This window comes from Chitinophaga qingshengii (assembly GCF_014529935.1).
Lineage (GTDB): Bacteria > Bacteroidota > Bacteroidia > Chitinophagales > Chitinophagaceae > Chitinophaga > Chitinophaga qingshengii.
Window position 1 is genome coordinate 130,081 of record NZ_JACVFC010000006.1, and the last position, 16,994, is coordinate 147,074.

The following is a 16,994-nucleotide window of genomic DNA, read 5'->3' on the forward strand; positions in this document are numbered from 1 at the left end:
TGCGCCATAATAGCAAAATACTAAGCTTGCAATAACTGCTTGATTAAATTTAAAACAGAAGCCACCGCATATGCAGATTGGATGCATGTACGGTGGCTTCGCCAATTATAAACAAGTTTTATTCTATTCTTCCATCATCTCCAATACCATCTTTATTACATCTTCTGCATTAGGTTTGGAGAAATAATCGCCATCAGAGCCATAAGCCGGACGATGCGCCTGTGCGCTCAAAGTACGTGGCGCCACATCCAGCCAGCGGTAACCACCCTGATTTTCCATTACCTGCTGGAACATATAGGCGCTGCCGCCTCCCGGTACGTCTTCATCGATGAAGGCGATACGGTTGGTTTTCTTCAATGAGTTCACAATGCTGTGGTGAATATCGAATGGCAGTAAAGTTTGCACGTCTATCAGTTCACAGGAGATACCCAGTTCATCCAGTGTTACCATGGCTTCTTCCACAATGCGGGTCATGGAACCGTAGGTCACCAGCGTTACGTCCGTACCTTCTTTCAGTACTTCCGGCACACCCAGCGGCACCGTGAATGTTTCCAGGTTGGAAGGCAGTTTTTCCTTCAGGCGGTAGCCATTCAGTGATTCAATCACCAGCGCGGGCTCGTTGGCCTGCAGCAGGGTGTTGTACATACCGGCTGCCTGCACCATGTTACGCGGTACGCATACATTCATACCCCTTAAGGCATGAATGATCATACCCATCGGTGAACCGCTATGCCAGATACCTTCCAGGCGGTGGCCACGGGTACGCACAATAATCGGGCAGTGTTGTATGCCTTTGGTGCGGTATTGCAGGGAGGCCACATCATCGCTCAGGGGTTGCAGTCCGTACAGCATGTAATCCAGGTACTGGATTTCCGCGATAGGACGCAGTCCACGCAGCGCCATGCCGATACCTTGTCCCATGATGGTGAGTTCACGTATACCCGTATCCGTTATACGCAGCGGACCATGTTTCTGTTGTAAGCCGGCAAAACCCTGGTTTACGTCGCCGATTTTTCCGACATCTTCTCCAAAAGCAAATACTTTGGGGTTGTTGGCAATCAGCTGGTCAAAATATTTATTCAGCACTTCGTATCCGTTGAGCGTAGTGGCGTCATCGTTATACGTTGCCGGCACTACGGGTACGTTATGTACGGAGTTGGCGCCGGTAGCGTGCAGGTAGGTATTGTAGTTTTCTTTTTCCGTCAGCAGGTACTGATCATAGTACTGTTGTAATTCCTGCACCGCATCTGCAGTTTTCAGCTGGCGGTGCCTTATAAGAATGGTGGCAGCTGCTTTCAGGATATCCCGGCGTTGTGGTTCGCGGTTAGCCTGCAGTTCCTGTATCTGTTGGGATACCAGTTCAGCATTGGCACCGGCCACTTCTGCTACCGGTGCAGCCAGGGCCACAAAGCGCAGTACTTCCTGTTTAATCGGCGTGATATATTTTTCCCAGGCGGCTTTGCGGGCGTCCTGCGCATTGACTTTAGCATCGGCTTCTATCTTCACCAGTGTTTCTTCGTCGCACAGGGCGTTCTCCAGTATCCAGGACCGCATTTTGAGATTGCAGTCGAATTCTTTTTCCCAGGACAGGCGTTCCTTGCTTTTGTAACGCTCGTGAGAGCCGCTGGTAGAATGACCTTGCGGTTGTGTGATTTCCTCCACATGGAACAGAGCAGGGGTATGTGTTTCCCGTATTTTGCGGATAGCCGCTTCAAATACTTCACACATGCCGGCGTAGTCCCAGCCTTTCACGTTATAGATATCAAAGCCGTTGGTGCCATCCGCTTTACGGAAGCCTTCCAGCGCGGCGCTGATAGAGTTTTTTGTAGTCTGGTATTTACGTGGTACAGAGATACCGTAACCATCGTCCCATACGAATACCGCCAGTGGCACCTGCAGTACGCCCGCAGCATTCATGGTTTCCCAGAAATGGCCTTCCGACGTAGAGGCGTCACCGATAGTAGCGAAACAGATTTCGTTACCGTTATCAGAGAGATTTTTGAGATCATGGAGTACTTCCACATCCCGGAACATTTTGGAAGCGTATGCCAGTCCCAGGGCACGCGGCATCTGACCTGCAGTAGGCGCCATGTCCGCTGCCGAGTTTTTCATCTCTGTAAGCGGAAGCCAGTTACCGTCCTGATCCAGGTTAGGCGTCGCAAAATGCGAGTTCATCTGGCGGCCACCGGAGAAGGGATCATGTTGCTGATCGGGGTCAGCATATAATTGCGAGAAAAATTGTTCAGCAGTAGCGATACCAGTGGCAAATGCAACAGTCTGGTCGCGATAATAACCGGAGCGGAAATCGCCTGGCTTGAAGTATTTGGACATCGCCACCTGTGCCACTTCCTTTCCATCTCCAAAGATGCCAAACTTAGCCTTGCCCGTGAGTACTTCCCGGCGGGCCAGCAGACTAACTTCCCTGCTTTCGCAGGCCAACCTGTAGTCATTTAATACCTCCTTACGGAATTCTTCGAATGACAACCGGCTTTCTATATTCATAGATAGTGCTTTATTTTCTATCATGCCTCATGGTTAAAGTACAAAAGTAAGGTTAATTATACAGTTGAAAAACGGCTTACTGAAGCGCATTTAAAATAATCTGATTTTTTTTAATAAGATTTTAATAAATTACAAGGTAACAATTACTTTTTGGCCGTAAATTTGCCCATGGTCGAAAAGAAATTTATATTTTTTAACCAGTCGCGCTAAAACCATCATATGAAAATGAAAAAATTCATCTTGTCCCTATTCGCCAGCTTGTTGATTACTACAGCTTTGTGGGCACAGTCTCAGCCTAATCCGGCAGACACAAAAGTAAAATTTGCGAAAGAAACCGTTGATTTCGGAAAAACCGCACTGAACAAGCCGGTAACAGTTGATTTCGAATTCACCAACATTTCAAAAGAACCTGTTTTGATTGAAGCAGCACGCGCCAGCTGTGGCTGCACCACACCGAAATGGACGCAGGAGCCGATTCTGCCTGGTAAAAAAGGTAAAATCACGGCTAATTACAGCGCCAACGGTTTAGGTCAGCAGAACAAAACGATCTGGGTGAAATTCAAAGGAGTTGAATCAGACAAAGAACTGCATCTGACCGGTACAGTAGCCAACAACTAATTTTAGTTTAACAACATATTTTAAAAACCTTGCAGCGGCGCGCTGTAAGGTTTTTTTGTTGCCCCTTGTAACCCCTATCTTTGCAGGGCAAAAGATCAAAACAATTTTATGCCTACCATTAGCCAGAGAGGTGTGCAAATGCCATCTTCTCCCATCAGAAAACTTGTTCCCTTCGCCGAAGCAGCCAAGAAAAGAGGTGTGAAGGTATATCACCTGAACATCGGACAACCCGATATCGAAACCCCGAAACCGGTGCTGGATGCGGTGCGCCATTCCGATTTCAAGATCCTGGAATATAGCCACAGCGCGGGTAATGAAAGTTACCGTCGCAAACTGGTGGAATATTACAGCCGGTTCAATGTTTCCCTGAACCATAACCAGATCATTGTGACCACCGGCGGTTCCGAAGCCATCGTGTTTGCATTTATGGCCTGTCTTGATCCGGGAGATGAGGTGATTGTTCCTGAGCCTTTCTACGCCAACTACAATGGTTTTGCAGTAGAAGCCGAGGTGAAAATCAAAACGATTACTGCCAATATCGAAACAGGTTTTGCACTGCCCGCCATGGAAGCTTTTGAAGCGGCTATTACGCCCCGTACCAAAGCTATCCTGATCTGTAACCCTAATAACCCCACCGGGTACCTGTACAGCAAGGAAGAAATGGAAGTGTTGAAACAGCTGTGTCTGAAACACAACCTGTTCCTGTTCTCCGACGAAGCATACCGTGAGTTCTGCTATGCCGGCGAACATTTCTCCGCGATGAACCTGGAAGGTATGGATGACAATGTTATCCTGATGGATACCATCTCCAAACGTTACAGCGCCTGCGGTGGCCGTATCGGTGCTTTCGTGACTAAAAACCAGGTGGTACTGGACGCTGCCATGAAGTTTGCGCAGGCCCGCCTGAGCCCTCCTTCTTTTGCACAGATCGCCGGTGAAGCAGCTGTAGATCTTCCGCTGGATTATTTCGATGGTATTAAGGCGGAATACCAGAGCCGCCGGGATGTATTGGTAGAAGGCCTGAATAAGATCCCTGGTGTGTTCTGCCCTAATCCGGGTGGTGCATTTTATGCCATGGCCAGTCTGCCGATCGATGATTCCGATAAGTTCTGCCAATGGATGCTCGAATCTTTTGAATACGAAAAACAAACGGTGATGATGTCTCCGGCTACCGGTTTTTATGCTACTCCCGGCCTGGGCAAAAAGGAAGTGAGGTTAGCTTATGTACTAAACCGTGATGACATTCGTCATGCAATAGTTTGTCTGGAAAAGGCATTAGAAGTATATCCGGGCCGTACCAGCAAATAATTTTCCGGAAAAGCCAGGAGTTGATACAGAAGATGGATAAGCCGATAATATATTATATTTAATTATATGTTTACTTTTTATGCTTAATTCATCATTTTTTAATGTACACCTCTTGGTTTTTTCATCTTTTGTTTTGTATATTTGATCCAGAAACAACAAAAGATCTAAAAAAACAACAAAAATAAAAATATTTACATATACGATAGATTGCAAAATCTAAACTTGTTTAAGAAAAATTTAACCTGGAGAATTTCGACAAACGTTTTTTTGGAGCGACCTTTGAATCCACATTACAGAAAGAGAATTATCAGTAATCTGTAAAAAGTATAAAGCTTACTAAAACGTTTTAGCAAAATATCGTATTTTTGTATCAGTTTTTCATAACGTGGAATTTATAAAGGCAAACGGCTCTGATCACAGAGCCGTATTTTTTTGTTCCAATATGCCGGTTTTCACCTCAAAACTGCCGAAAATCCACGATTTAGCCTGATTTGCTAAAATTTTCGGTACTTCATTTCAACATTACACACCTTTTTTTTATAATATTGTTATGTAATAAAACGGCGGAAAAGCTAATGCCTAGTTGCATAGTATTTTCGTTTGTTTTCATAACGTGGAATTTTAAAATGCAACGGTCCCGATTCCTCGGGACCGTCTCTATTATATTCCAGTCTTGTTAATGGTGCTTATTTCCGATTAGCCTTGATCATTTCAAAGAAATCATCGAACAGATAGCGGGAGTCGAACGGACCAGGCGTGCTTTCCGGGTGATATTGTACGGAGAATGCCGGTTTGTTCTTAATACGGATACCTTCCACGGTATTGTCGTTCAGGTTGATGTGAGTAACTTCCACCTGTTCGCTGGCAGCTACTGCAGCAGCGTCTACCGCGAAACCGTGGTTCTGCGTGGTGATTTCACACAGACCGGTTTTCAGGTTTTTCACCGGGTGGTTGAGACCGCGGTGACCGTGGTGCATTTTATAAGTCGGGATACCATTAGCCAGGGCCAGCAGCTGGTGACCGAGGCAGATACCGAACATCGGTCTTTCTGCGGCCAGGATCTGCTTCACGGTTTCCACGGCGTATTTCAGCGGAGCCGGGTCGCCAGGACCGTTAGAGATAAAGTAAGCGTGTGGTTTAAATTCCTCGCATACTTCAAATTTGGTATCCGTAGGGAATACTTTCAGGTAAGCTCCTTTTTCGGACAGGCATTTCAGCATGTTTCTTTTTACGCCGTTGTCCATTACAGCGATGCGGATGTCTGCAGCCGGATCACCGATAAAATAAGGCTCCTGGGTGGTCACTTCCTGGCAGAGGGCCAGCCCTTCCATAGAAGGTACCTGTGCCAGCTGCGTTTTCAGCTGCTCCACGTCGAGGATCTCGGAAGAAATGATGCAGTTCATAGCACCTTTGCTGCGGATATGGGAAACCAGGGCGCGGGTATCCACATCATAAATGGCTACCAGGTTGTTATCGGTCAGGAACTTTTCCAGGGACTCATCGGCCATCTTCCTGGAATAGTTGTACGCGATATTTTTCGCAATCAGACCACTTATCTTCACACTGCTGCTTTCTACGTCCTCTGTACGGGTGCCGTAGTTGCCGATATAGCAGTTGTTCATGATAAGTACCTGTCCTTTGTAAGAAGGGTCTGTAAACACTTCCTGGTAACCCGTCATACCGGTATTGAAAGCTAATTCACCGGCGGCAGTGCCAATTTTCCCAAAAGCTTTTCCCTGAAAAACCGTACCGTCGTCGAGCAACAGTATGGCAGGCTGGATGGTTCTTGTCTGAGGCATTTCTGGTATCTGTTCTTGTTTTTATATTTTAAAAAAAACCTTCAAGGGTTAGTACGCCCTGAAGGTTCGGATAAAAAACCGTGCAAAGTTATGAAATGCAAGGTTTAATTACAGATTTTTTTTGCCTGAAGTCCCGCTTATTTAATTTTTAATGACTTTAGTACGCGCCTGGCTACTTGTGGACCGATGGGGTCGTCATCCCGGTAGTGGATTAAAATCTCCCAGCGATTGGCTCCTTTTACCACCAGCAGGTTCTGGAAAGCCAGGCGGATACCGCCTTTATACAGATAATTACCTTCTTCCAGCCGGCCTTGTATGCCTGAAACGAGCACTGGCGTAGTTTTGGCCTGCATGTCAGACATATCCTCCGGTTCCATGGTATGATGACTGTCAGCCAGTGCATTTTCCAGGGTATTGGTTACATTTTCAAAGTAACTGTACATATTGACTGTAATCCGGATGCCTCCACCCTCTTCATTACGGTAGCTTTTGGCATATTCCGTGACTTTGGCGGCCTCGGGGTCCAGGGGCTGATCATGTATCCAGAGTTTGACCGGCGTACTGATTTCCAGGGCCTGGCGGCCGATGGTGGCCGTTTGCCAGCTGGCGTACAGGTACGATTTCGGGACTTTGGCGTACAGCAGGCTGAAGACAGCCTTTTTACCGAATAGCGTACCGGCAGTAGCCAGCAATACCAGTACCAGGGAGAAAAACACGATAACTTTTCCTTTATTGGCCGGTTGCAGTTGTGTTTTTATCCATGCTTTAGCCGCATTGGGCTTTTTTTCTTTTATGGAGATGCCTACCGTTTGCTGATATTCCGGGAAAGAACCCATTGGATGGAGTTTTCGCCAGTCGGCGAAGGAATTGGGCAGTTTTTTACCACAAGCGTCACAAAAGGTAAGGTATTCCGATTTCAGGGGATTGGCGTGCGAGCAGCTCCCGCAGAGCAGGTATTTCATAGGCTATGATTAGGTGTTGGTTATCCCCGGGGGGAAATACACCATAATATTACAAAATAAATACATTTATTCAATCATAAAAAAAGGACAAAGCATGGCTTTGTCCTTTTTTCTTGTATCGTAATGAACGACTACTCAGCTGATTTTTCTTCGGTAGTAGTGTCAGCAGCTTTTTCTGCAGCAGGAGCAGCAGCGTCAGCTTTCTTTTTAGCACCACCAGCACGACGGGTTTTCTTAGCAGCAGCTTTTTCTGTTGGAGCGCCGTAGATTTCGTTGAAATCAACCAGCTCAATCAGGGCAACTTCTGCGTTATCCCCATGACGTTTACCCAGCTTAATGATACGGGTGTAACCACCAGGACGGGTTGCTATTTTCTCACTGATCACGCCGAACAGTTCTTTGATAGCTTCTTTATCCTGCAGGTAGCCGAACACGATTCTACGGTTGTGGGTAGAGTCGTTTTTGCCTCTTGTGAGCAGCGGTTCAACGTAAACACGCAGTGCTTTCGCTTTAGCGAGGGTAGTGGTGATACGTTTGTGGCTGATCAGTTCGCAAGCCAGGTTAGACATCAGGCTTTTGCGGTGGGCAGCAGTTCTGCTTAATTTGTTTAATTTAACTCCGTGACGCATGACATTAGTTGTTTTACCCTTACACCGTGTCAGGAATTGTAAGGTACTTTTATAAAAGGATTTGGAATTTGGTCATTTGATTATTTAAATATTTAAATAATCAAATGATCAAATAATTTTATTCTTCTTCGAGTTTCAGTTTGGACAGGTCCATACCGAAGTGCAGGCCTCTTTCGCCGAGCACTTGTTCGATTTCGCTGAGGGATTTCTGGCCGAAGTTTCTGAACTTCATCAGTTCTTCCTGTTCGTATTGTACCAGTTCGCTCAGGGAGTTGATTTTCGCTGCTTTCAGACAGTTGAAGGCACGCACGCTCAGATCGAGATCTTCCAGTGGTGTTTTCAGGATCTTACGCAGTTGCAGTGTTTGTTCATCCACCACATCTTCTTTTTCAGTGTCTTTGGTATCAAAGCTGATGTTTTCATCGGTGATGATCATCAGGTGCTGAATGAGGATGCGGGAAGCTTGTTTTACTGCTTCTTCCGGGTGGATGGTACCGTCTGTAACAACCTCCATGATGAGTTTCTCATAGTCGGTTTTTTGTTCCACACGGGTATTTTCTATGCTGTACTTTACGTTTTTGATGGGCGTAAAGATAGAGTCAATAGCGATGTAGCCGAATACTGCATCTTTGGGTTTATTTTCCTCTGCTGGCACGTAACCGCGGCCCTTGCCGATAGTCAGTTCGATATCCAGTTTGGCAGAAGGGTCCAGGGTGCAGATCAGCAGTTCCGGGTTCATGATCTGGAAAGCGCTGGTGGCTTTTTCGATCATATCCGCGCGGAATTCTGTTTTGCCTTTGATGGACAGGGTAATCTTTTCATTCGTTACGTCGTTTTCAGCGATCTTTTTGAAACGAACCTGTTTCAGGTTCAGGATGATCTCTGTAACGTCTTCGGTAACACCTCTGAGTGTAGCGAATTCGTGATCGGCGCCTTCAATTTTTATACCCACAATGGCATAGCCCTCCAAAGAAGACAACAGTACGCGACGTAACGCATTACCGATAGTCACAGCATAACCTGGTTCTAATGGACGGAATTCGAATTGAGCTTCAAAGTCGGTAGACTTCTGCAATACGATCTTATCAGGTTTCTGGAAATTTAAAATTGCCATTGATATGATAGATTTATTAGTTTAAATATGAAGTTAGTCCATGGCAATAGCCATGGACTAATATTTATTACTTAGAGTACAATTCTACAATCAGTTGTTCCTTGATGTTTTCAGGAACGCTCTCTCTCTCAGGATAAGCAATGAATACGCCTTTCATTTCCTTTTCATTCCAGTCCAGCCAGCTGAATTTAGGATTTTTACCACGAATAACGCTGGTCAGAGCGGTATTGTTGGCGGTTTTGTTTTTCAGGCTGATAACATCACCTGGTTTCAGTTGGAAAGAAGGTGTGTTAACCACGATACCGTTAACGGTGATGTGTTTGTGGGATACCAGCTGACGGGCAGCAGGGCGGGAAGGAGCGATACCCAGGCGGAACACGGTGTTGTCCAGACGTGCTTCCAGCAGTTTAATCAATACTTCACCGGCAACACCTTTTCTGCGGGTAGCTTCGTCAAACAGGTTGCGGAATTGTTTTTCCAGCAGGCCATAAGTGTATTTGGCTTTCTGTTTTTCTCTCAGCTGCAGTGCGTATTCGCCCAGTTGTTTACGTTTGCGGTTAGCACCGTGCTGACCCGGAGGGTTACTGTTTTTACCTAAGTATTTACCATTACCTAAGATTGGTTCGCCAAAAATTCTGGAAATTTTGGTCTTTGGGCCTGTATACCTTGCCATGATTTAAATATAAATAGATTTTTTAGTTAATGATGTATGCTCTTCAAAAAATCTGAAAACCTGATCATACACCCAATTATAAATATAAATTACAGATTCCAGATACCCAACTTCGGTTGAAGTCCGGTATCTGGAATCTGTTATAATAGCTGACTATACTCTTCTTTTCTTAGGAGGACGGCAACCGTTGTGCGGTAAAGGCGTAACGTCTTTAATCATGCTCACTTCGATACCGGAGTTAGCGATTGCACGGATAGCGCTTTCACGACCAGCTCCTGGGCCTTTTACAAATACATCTGCTCTTTTCAGACCGGCGTCCATAGCAACTTTAGCAGCATCCTGTGCAGCCAGCTGAGCAGCGTACGGAGTGTTCTTTTTAGAACCTCTGAAGCCCATTTTACCAGCAGAAGACCAGGAAATAACCTGACCGTGTTTGTTGGTGATGCTCACAATAATGTTATTGAAGCTGGCGGAGATGTGTACGTCTCCGTAGTTGTCTACTTTTACTACCCTTTTTTTACTAGCAGCAGTTTTTGTATTATTTGCTTTTGCCATAATTATTTAAATTCCAAATATGAAATTCCAGATCCCAAATCTTCCGATTCCTGTTGACATCGAGACCAAACCCCTCGTCTGGGAATTTGGGATTTCAACCTGGGATTTTATTTATTATTTCTTAGTTGCTTTTTTCTTACCAGCCACTGTCTTACGTTTACCTTTACGGGTACGGCTGTTGGTACGTGTACGCTGACCTCTTACCGGTAAACCTTTCCTGTGACGCAGACCACGGTAGCAAGCGATATCCAGCAGACGCTTGATATTCATTTGTACTTCAGAACGCAGTTGACCCTCTACCTTAAACTCGCCGTTGATAATGTTACGGATGGCAGCTTGATCATCGTCATTCCAATCCTTCACTTTCTTGTTTACATCAATTTCCGCCTTGTTCAGGATATATTGGGCGGTAGAACGGCCTATACCAAAGATATAGGTGAGGCCAATTTCTCCTCTTTTATTTTTAGGAAGATCTATACCGGCTATACGTGCCATATTTATATTTTAGATTTTATGATTCTGATTAAAAAATCAAATTCCGGGGGATGTTATTATCCCTGACGTTGTTTGAAACGAGGGTTCTTTTTGTTGATCACCAACAGAACACCTTTTCTACGAACTATTTTACAATCCGCACTTCTTTTTTTGATTGCAGCTCTTACCTTCATGATGATTATTTTATAAAAGGTTATATTTTTTGTTTAATTATCTGCCTTTGCTCGCGTCCGGGTCCTGTCTCTTATTTGTATCGGAAAATGATACGGCCCCTTGACAAATCGTACGGGCTCATCTCCACTCCCACCTTATCTCCTGGCAGAATGCGTATATAGTGCATTCTCATTTTTCCAGAAATGGTGGCCAGGATCTCGTGCCCGTTTTCCAGTTTTACACGGAACATAGCGTTTGACAAGGCTTCTAATATTATTCCATCCTGTTTAATGAGTGCCTGTTTTGCCATAAAAATTTTTAGGACTGCAAAGATAGCATTTATCTTTTGAAATAGAAAAATTTACCTCGATTATTATTAATATTGCCGGTCCGGTTATCAATGCCTGTCTTTCTTTATTCAAAACCCCTTCACTATTAATCAAATACACTAACGTATTTTAGTAATTTGTGTTCAGTTCCGGGTTGTTTTTTTCTGCTTTTTCGATTTCTGTAAAGGAAGACAGGATATCCGGCTTACCTTTTCCTACCGCCACGGTGTGTTCGAAATGAACGGAAGGACTTCTGTCGCGGGTAACCACGGTCCAGCCGTCTTCCAGGTATTCCACATCTTTGGTGCGGAGGTTGATCATCGGTTCAATGGCGATCACCAGGCCTTCCTTCATCACCGGGCCGCTACCGCGTTTACCGTAGTTAGGCACCTGGGGATCTTCGTGGAGGTGACGGCCCAGGCCATGTCCTACCAGTTCCCTTACCACGCCGTAACCGCGTTCTTTCTCCGTATATTCCTGGATAGCGTAGGAGATATCGCCGATACGGTTACCTACCACTGCTTTTTCGATGCCTTTGTAAAGGGAAGCTTTAGTGGCGGCCATGAGGCGGCGTACATTTTCTGCCACGTTACCGATGGCGAAAGTATAGGCGCTGTCGGCATGGAAACCATTCATAAACACACCTACGTCAACGGTGATGATATCGCCGTCTTTCAGCACGTATTTATTGGGAATCCCGTGTACTACCGCCTCGTTCACCGAGATACAGCAGGCGTTGGGGAAACCTTTATAGTTTTTAAACGAGGGTGTAGCCCCGTTTTCCACGATAAACTGATCTGCCACCGCATCCACCTCCAGTGTGCTCATACCTGGTTTCATCGCTTTGGCCACTTCAGCCAGGGCAGCACTAAGGAGCAGGGCACTTTTACGGATCAGCTCTATTTCTTCCTTCGTCTTATAGTGAATCATCTTTTGTATGCTTTTAGCTGTCAGCGGCCTTTTGAGGGGCAATTGACGGCTCAGACAAAATATAATAGCCACCAAAGCGTGAAAGCTTTTGTGGCTATTTTATTGCGTTTGTGCGCATCAGGCGCCGGGGCGCCCGGGCGACAATAACTTATGCATTAGCCGGGGCGGTTCTGCCCTTGATGCGGCCGGTGCTCATGAGGCCATCGTAGTGGCGCATCAGGAGCTGGCTTTCGATCTGTTGCAGCGTATCCAGGATAACCCCTACCATAATCAGGAGGGAAGTACCACCAAAGAAGGTAGCGAAGTTGCTGTTAATCTTGAATGCGGCCGCCAGACCTGGCATGATACCCACGATTGCCAGGAAAAATGCTCCCGGGAGGGTAATACGGTCCATCACAGCACCGATGTAATCGGCGGTAGCTTTCCCGGGTTTAACACCGGGGATGAATCCATTGTTGCGTTTCATTTCATCCGCCATTTGAGTGGGGTTGAAAATCAATGCAGTATAGAAATAAGTAAATACAATCACGAGTACAGCGTAGATCAGGTTGTACCAGCCATTGGTATGGTCACTGAAGATACGGACAAAGCTGGAAGCGCTTTCAGAATTGGTAGCGAAACCGATAGCCGTAGCAGGGATGAACATGATGGCCTGGGCAAAGATGATCGGCATTACACCGGCAGCATTCACCTTGAGGGGAATGAACTGGCGAACCCCGCCGTATTGTTTGTTGCCCACAATACGTTTGGCGTAGTTAACGGGAATTTTCCGGGTACCCTGAACGAGCAGGATGAGCCCAACGGTGATCATGATAAACACCGCGATTTCGATCAGGAAGAGGATCGGGCCGCCGGCGCCGGCCACCTTAGCGGAGAATTCTCCGATCAGTGCCTGCGGGAGGCGGGCGAGGATGCCCATCATGATGATAATGGAAGTACCGTTACCAATTCCTTTATCTGTGATCTTTTCACCGAGCCACATCACGAACAGGGTACCTGCCGTGAGGACGATGGTGGTAGAGAGCCAGAAGAAGAAGGTACCGTATTCTGGAATAATAGCGCCACCTGATTGATTACGGAGATAAGCTACGTAAGCACTTGCCTGGAATCCGGTTACCACTACTGTAAGTATGCGGGTATACTGGTTGATTTTTTTGCGGCCGCTTTCACCTTCCTTCTGCAGTTTCTGGAAGTAAGGAACTGCTATCGTCAGCAACTGGATAGCAATGGAAGCGGAGATGTAGGGCATGATACCCAACGCAAAAATAGAGGCTCTTGAAAACGATCCACCGGCGAACATGTTCACCAGGCCCAGAATGCCCTGGTTAGAATTTTTTTCAAAGTTGCTGAGCGCGTTTGCATCAATACCGGGCAAGGCTATATACGATCCAACACGGTAAATGAGGACCAGGAGCAGGGTAGTTAAGATGCGATTACGCAGGTCCTCGATACTCCAGATATTCTTAATCGTTTCGATAAATTTCTTCACAGGAAGATAAAGGTTTAATAGCGCTATTAAATATGAAAAGACGCACTACTCCGTAGGCGTCTCCTCAGTCGTAAAGTCTTATACCAGTTCTACTGATCCACCTGTTGATTCGATGGCCTGTTTAGCTTTTTCGCTGATAGCGTTTACTTTAACAGTCACCTTGGATTTCAGTTCACCGTTAGCCAGGATTTTAACTTTAGCTGTCCGGTTAACCAGGCCGTTCATGTACAGGTTTTCGAGGTTGAATTCCTGCAGGCCATATTTTTCAACTAAGTGGTCAATCTGACCCAGGTTGAAGATGGTGTATTCCTCACGGTTATTGTTTTTGAAACCGCGTTTAGGCATACGGCGCTGGATTGGCATCTGGCCACCTTCAAAGCCTCTTTTGCTGGCGTAACCGGCGCGTTGCTGGATACCTTTGTTACCTTTTGTAGAAGTACCACCTTTACCGGAAGCCTCACCACGTCCGAGACGTTTTTCTTTATGTACGGCGCCTTTAGCAGGCTTTAATGAATGCAGATTCATAGTTTAATTGTTTTTACTTACGCGGAAATTAACCGCTCGCATTTAAATTGTAAAAAGTATGACTTTGTAAAGTTACAAATGTAAAAGTAAGATTATCAAAAGACAATCCCACAGCAGTGTTACTTAATTATTATTAAGCGTTTACTGTTTCTACTTTTACCAGGTGGTCTACTTTACGAACCATTCCGAGTACCTGAGGAGTAGCTTCTACTTCAACAGTAGCGTTCATTTTAGTCAGCCCCAGTGCTTTCAAGGTCAGTTTCTGCCTTTCAGGACGGTCTATACCACTTTTCACTTGAGTGATCTTAATCTTTGCCATAAACCCCTATCCGCCGAAGGCGGAGTAATTTAATTGTTAATAATGAGTTTCAATATTCCGGGAATATATGTTAGCTCCGGATAATCGCCTGTTGAGGAGGAGATTATCCGTTGAAAACTTTCTTCAGGGAAACGGTTCTGGTTCTGGCTACGCTGATGGGTTCGCGTAACAGGCCCAGTGCTTTGAAAGTAGCTTTCACCACGTTGTGCGGGTTGGCAGAACCCAGGGATTTAGCCAGTACGTCGGTAACGCCTGCGCTTTCCAGCACTGCACGCATAGAACCACCAGCGATTACACCGGTACCATGAGCAGCCGGTTTAATCAATACTTTGGCAGCACCTTCTTTCGCGAACTGGTCGTGAGGAATAGTACCATGCATCACCGGAACCTTGATCAGGTTCTTTTTAGCATCATCGATACCTTTGGTGATAGCCTGTTGTACTTCTTTAGCTTTACCAAGGCCATGACCTACCACGCCGTTTTCATTACCTACAACAACCAGAGCGGAGAAACTGAAAGTACGACCGCCTTTGGTGGTTTTGGTAACACGGTTGATCGCCACTACTTTTTCTTTCAGCTCCAGATCACCGGCCTTTACTTTATTGAATGAATTCTTTGCCATTTTATTTTATAAGAATTACTTGTTCAGAATGATAAAAATTCGGATCCAGGATTAGAACTGGAGACCGCCTTCTCTTGCTCCGTCAGCTACACTTTTAATGCGGCCGTGGTATAAATATCCGCTTCTGTCGAAAACGCAGGCAGTGAGGCCTAAAGCGATGGCTTTCTGAGCCAGGGCCATACCTACCAGTCTGGATTTTTCGGTTTTAGTACCGGATTGTGCCTTGATATCTTTATCACGGGAAGAAGCTGATGCCAGGGTAGTACCGTTGGTATCATCGATCAGCTGTACATAGATATCGCTGTTACTGCGAAATACAGACAATCTTGGCGTTTTGGCAGTACCGGAAATCTTTTTACGGATGCGGTAGCGGATCTTTTCCCTTCTGCTAACTTTTGTGCTCATTGTGAGTTTTATTTTATTATCCCGATGCTGCCGGGATATGTTAAAACCAGCTAACCAGCCGGTGGGCTGATTAGCTAGTTAAAAATTATTTACCTGCTGACTTACCAGCTTTCTTACGAACCACTTCATCGCTGTAGCGAACACCTTTACCTTTGTAAGGCTCAGGTTTACGCAGGCTGCGGATTTTAGCCGCTACCTGACCCAGCAGTTGGTTATCGATACCTTCCAGCATAATTTTAGGGTTCTGACCTTTTTCAGTCAGGGTAGCCACTTTCAATTCTTTAGGAATTTCGATAACGATGTTGTGAGAGTAACCCAGCGCCAGGTCCAACAGTTGACCGTTGTTAGCCGCTTTGTAACCTACACCCACCAGTTCCAGTTGTTTTTTGAAGCCGTCAGTAACACCAGCAACCATGTTAGCGATCAGTGCGCGGGTTAAACCGTGCAGTGCTTTGTGGCGGATCTGGTCTGTAGGACGTATTACAGTCAATACTCCGTCTTTCACTTCTACTTTCAGGTCTCTGTCGATGGTTCTTTTCAGTTCACCTTTAGGACCTTTTACAGTAACTTCATTCGCCGGGGAAACTGATACAGTAACACCGCTGGCTAATTTGATAGGAGCTTTACCTATACGTGACATAACTTAAGTTTAAGTATATTTTTGATATTGTTTGGGCAGTTATCCGTGTTCAGCGCCGTATAGAAAGCTTAATTGTCAGATAACTGTTTGGGCTTACCCCGACTGATAAGTCCGGGTAAGCCAATATATTAGTAAACGTAGCAAACTACTTCGCCGCCAACGTTTTGAGCTTTAGCTTCTTTATCAGTCATTACACCTTTAGAAGTGGAGATGATAGCCACACCGAGCCCGTTTTTAACGCGTTTGAACTCGTCTGGTTTAGCGTACTGGCGCAGACCTGGACGGCTGATGCGTTGCAGTTCTTTAATAGCGGGCTCTTTGGTTTGAGGATCGTATTTCAGGGCTATTTTGATAACGCCTTGTTTAGTGTCCTCTTCGAATTTGTACTTCAGGATATAGCCTTTATCGTACAGAATTTCTGTAATGCGTTTTTTCAGCTTGGATGCTGGGATTTCCACAATTCTGTGGGTGGCCATTTGCGCGTTCCGGATTCTAGTCAGGAAGTCTGCTATTGGATCAGTAACCATTGTTTAAATAGTTTGAATAATGTTTACAATGCGATATCCAATCGAAAGAGATGGGAATCAAATAACTTTTTTATTTCAATATTGAAATATTCAAATATTGAAATTGAATTTTACCAGCTGGCTTTAGTTACACCAGGGATTTTGCCTGCGAGGGCCAGGTCACGGAACATGTTCCTGCAGAGGCCGAAGTGACGCATGTATCCTTTAGGACGACCGGTCAGCTGGCATCTGTTTTTCAGACGAACAGGAGAAGCGTTTTTAGGAAGTTGGTCCAGTGCTGCGTAGTCACCGGCAGCTTTCAGGGCAGCGCGCTTTTCAGCGAATCTTGCTACCATGGCTTCTCTTTTCCTTTGTCTGGCTTTTACGGATTCTTTTGCCATAATTATATTATCGTTTCGAA

General features: G+C 45.5%; 21 protein-coding genes. 2 read left to right on the forward strand and 19 right to left on the reverse strand.

What is annotated here, in order from left to right; translation table 11 throughout:
- Nucleotides 1–123 precede the first annotated feature (123 nt).
- A complete protein-coding gene (locus ICL07_RS29920; RefSeq protein ID WP_246485207.1) occupies nt 124–2,502 on the reverse strand; it encodes an alpha-ketoacid dehydrogenase subunit alpha/beta in 2,379 nt (792 codons plus the stop codon).
- A gap of 219 nt (nt 2,503–2,721) precedes the next feature.
- Between ICL07_RS29920 and ICL07_RS29925 the strand changes: the two genes are divergently transcribed.
- Entirely contained in the window at nt 2,722–3,120 is a 399-nt protein-coding gene (locus ICL07_RS29925) for a DUF1573 domain-containing protein (protein WP_246485208.1), read from the forward strand.
- A gap of 108 nt (nt 3,121–3,228) precedes the next feature.
- On the forward strand, nt 3,229–4,428 hold the full coding sequence (locus tag ICL07_RS29930; RefSeq protein WP_188091749.1) for a pyridoxal phosphate-dependent aminotransferase: 1,200 nt from the start codon (nt 3,229–3,231) through the stop codon (nt 4,426–4,428).
- 686 nt (nt 4,429–5,114) lie between these two features.
- Here the strand turns inward: ICL07_RS29930 and carA are convergent.
- The 18 genes from carA to rpsN all read right to left on the reverse strand — a co-directional run bounded on the left by carA (nt 5,115) and on the right by rpsN (nt 16,974).
- Nucleotides 5,115–6,227 (reverse strand): glutamine-hydrolyzing carbamoyl-phosphate synthase small subunit, encoded by a 1,113-nt coding sequence (gene carA / locus ICL07_RS29935; protein WP_188091750.1) that lies wholly within the window; start codon nt 6,225–6,227, stop codon nt 5,115–5,117.
- Between the two features lie 137 nt (nt 6,228–6,364).
- Nucleotides 6,365–7,189 (reverse strand): hypothetical protein, encoded by an 825-nt coding sequence (locus ICL07_RS29940; protein ID WP_188091751.1) that lies wholly within the window; start codon nt 7,187–7,189, stop codon nt 6,365–6,367.
- A gap of 131 nt (nt 7,190–7,320) precedes the next feature.
- The gene (gene rplQ / locus ICL07_RS29945) at nt 7,321–7,818 is read right to left on the reverse strand and encodes a 50S ribosomal protein L17 (RefSeq protein WP_188091752.1); all 498 of its coding nucleotides are present in this window, start codon (nt 7,816–7,818) and stop codon (nt 7,321–7,323) included.
- A gap of 118 nt (nt 7,819–7,936) precedes the next feature.
- Complete coding sequence (locus ICL07_RS29950; protein ID WP_078666999.1) at nt 7,937–8,932, reverse strand: DNA-directed RNA polymerase subunit alpha; 996 nt, start codon at nt 8,930–8,932, stop codon at nt 7,937–7,939.
- Between the two features lie 67 nt (nt 8,933–8,999).
- Entirely contained in the window at nt 9,000–9,605 is a 606-nt protein-coding gene (gene rpsD, locus ICL07_RS29955; protein WP_078666998.1) for a 30S ribosomal protein S4, read from the reverse strand.
- A gap of 153 nt (nt 9,606–9,758) precedes the next feature.
- Nucleotides 9,759–10,160: a 30S ribosomal protein S11 gene (gene rpsK / locus ICL07_RS29960; RefSeq protein WP_078666997.1), complete on the reverse strand. Its 402-nt coding sequence runs from the start codon at nt 10,158–10,160 to the stop codon at nt 9,759–9,761.
- A gap of 114 nt (nt 10,161–10,274) precedes the next feature.
- Complete coding sequence (gene rpsM / locus ICL07_RS29965; protein WP_078666996.1) at nt 10,275–10,655, reverse strand: 30S ribosomal protein S13; 381 nt, start codon at nt 10,653–10,655, stop codon at nt 10,275–10,277.
- Between the two features lie 56 nt (nt 10,656–10,711).
- Nucleotides 10,712–10,828 (reverse strand): 50S ribosomal protein L36, encoded by a 117-nt coding sequence (gene rpmJ / locus ICL07_RS29970; RefSeq protein WP_073083232.1) that lies wholly within the window; start codon nt 10,826–10,828, stop codon nt 10,712–10,714.
- 71 nt (nt 10,829–10,899) lie between these two features.
- Entirely contained in the window at nt 10,900–11,118 is a 219-nt protein-coding gene (gene infA / locus ICL07_RS29975; RefSeq protein WP_012789309.1) for a translation initiation factor IF-1, read from the reverse strand.
- 148 nt (nt 11,119–11,266) lie between these two features.
- Nucleotides 11,267–12,067, reverse strand: a complete 801-nt coding sequence (map, locus tag ICL07_RS29980; protein WP_188091753.1) for a type I methionyl aminopeptidase — start codon at nt 12,065–12,067, stop codon at nt 11,267–11,269.
- 148 nt (nt 12,068–12,215) lie between these two features.
- Nucleotides 12,216–13,556, reverse strand: coding sequence for a preprotein translocase subunit SecY (gene secY / locus ICL07_RS29985; RefSeq protein WP_188091754.1), 1,341 nt, complete (start codon nt 13,554–13,556; stop codon nt 12,216–12,218).
- A gap of 78 nt (nt 13,557–13,634) precedes the next feature.
- Nucleotides 13,635–14,081 carry a 50S ribosomal protein L15 gene (rplO, locus tag ICL07_RS29990; protein ID WP_078666993.1) on the reverse strand — a complete coding sequence of 149 codons (447 nt, stop codon included), beginning with the start codon at nt 14,079–14,081 and terminating at the stop codon, nt 13,635–13,637.
- 133 nt (nt 14,082–14,214) lie between these two features.
- Nucleotides 14,215–14,400 (reverse strand): 50S ribosomal protein L30, encoded by a 186-nt coding sequence (gene rpmD, locus ICL07_RS29995; protein ID WP_078666992.1) that lies wholly within the window; start codon nt 14,398–14,400, stop codon nt 14,215–14,217.
- 103 nt (nt 14,401–14,503) lie between these two features.
- Nucleotides 14,504–15,022 carry a 30S ribosomal protein S5 gene (rpsE, locus tag ICL07_RS30000; protein ID WP_168871756.1) on the reverse strand — a complete coding sequence of 173 codons (519 nt, stop codon included), beginning with the start codon at nt 15,020–15,022 and terminating at the stop codon, nt 14,504–14,506.
- 51 nt (nt 15,023–15,073) lie between these two features.
- Nucleotides 15,074–15,427, reverse strand: coding sequence for a 50S ribosomal protein L18 (gene rplR, locus ICL07_RS30005; protein WP_188091755.1), 354 nt, complete (start codon nt 15,425–15,427; stop codon nt 15,074–15,076).
- Nucleotides 15,428–15,512: 85 nt separating this feature from the next.
- Nucleotides 15,513–16,067: a 50S ribosomal protein L6 gene (gene rplF / locus ICL07_RS30010; RefSeq protein WP_188091756.1), complete on the reverse strand. Its 555-nt coding sequence runs from the start codon at nt 16,065–16,067 to the stop codon at nt 15,513–15,515.
- A gap of 128 nt (nt 16,068–16,195) precedes the next feature.
- The gene (gene rpsH / locus ICL07_RS30015; RefSeq protein WP_188091757.1) at nt 16,196–16,594 is read right to left on the reverse strand and encodes a 30S ribosomal protein S8; all 399 of its coding nucleotides are present in this window, start codon (nt 16,592–16,594) and stop codon (nt 16,196–16,198) included.
- 110 nt (nt 16,595–16,704) lie between these two features.
- Nucleotides 16,705–16,974 carry a 30S ribosomal protein S14 gene (gene rpsN, locus ICL07_RS30020; protein ID WP_168806964.1) on the reverse strand — a complete coding sequence of 90 codons (270 nt, stop codon included), beginning with the start codon at nt 16,972–16,974 and terminating at the stop codon, nt 16,705–16,707.
- Between the last annotated feature and the right edge of the window lie 20 nt (nt 16,975–16,994).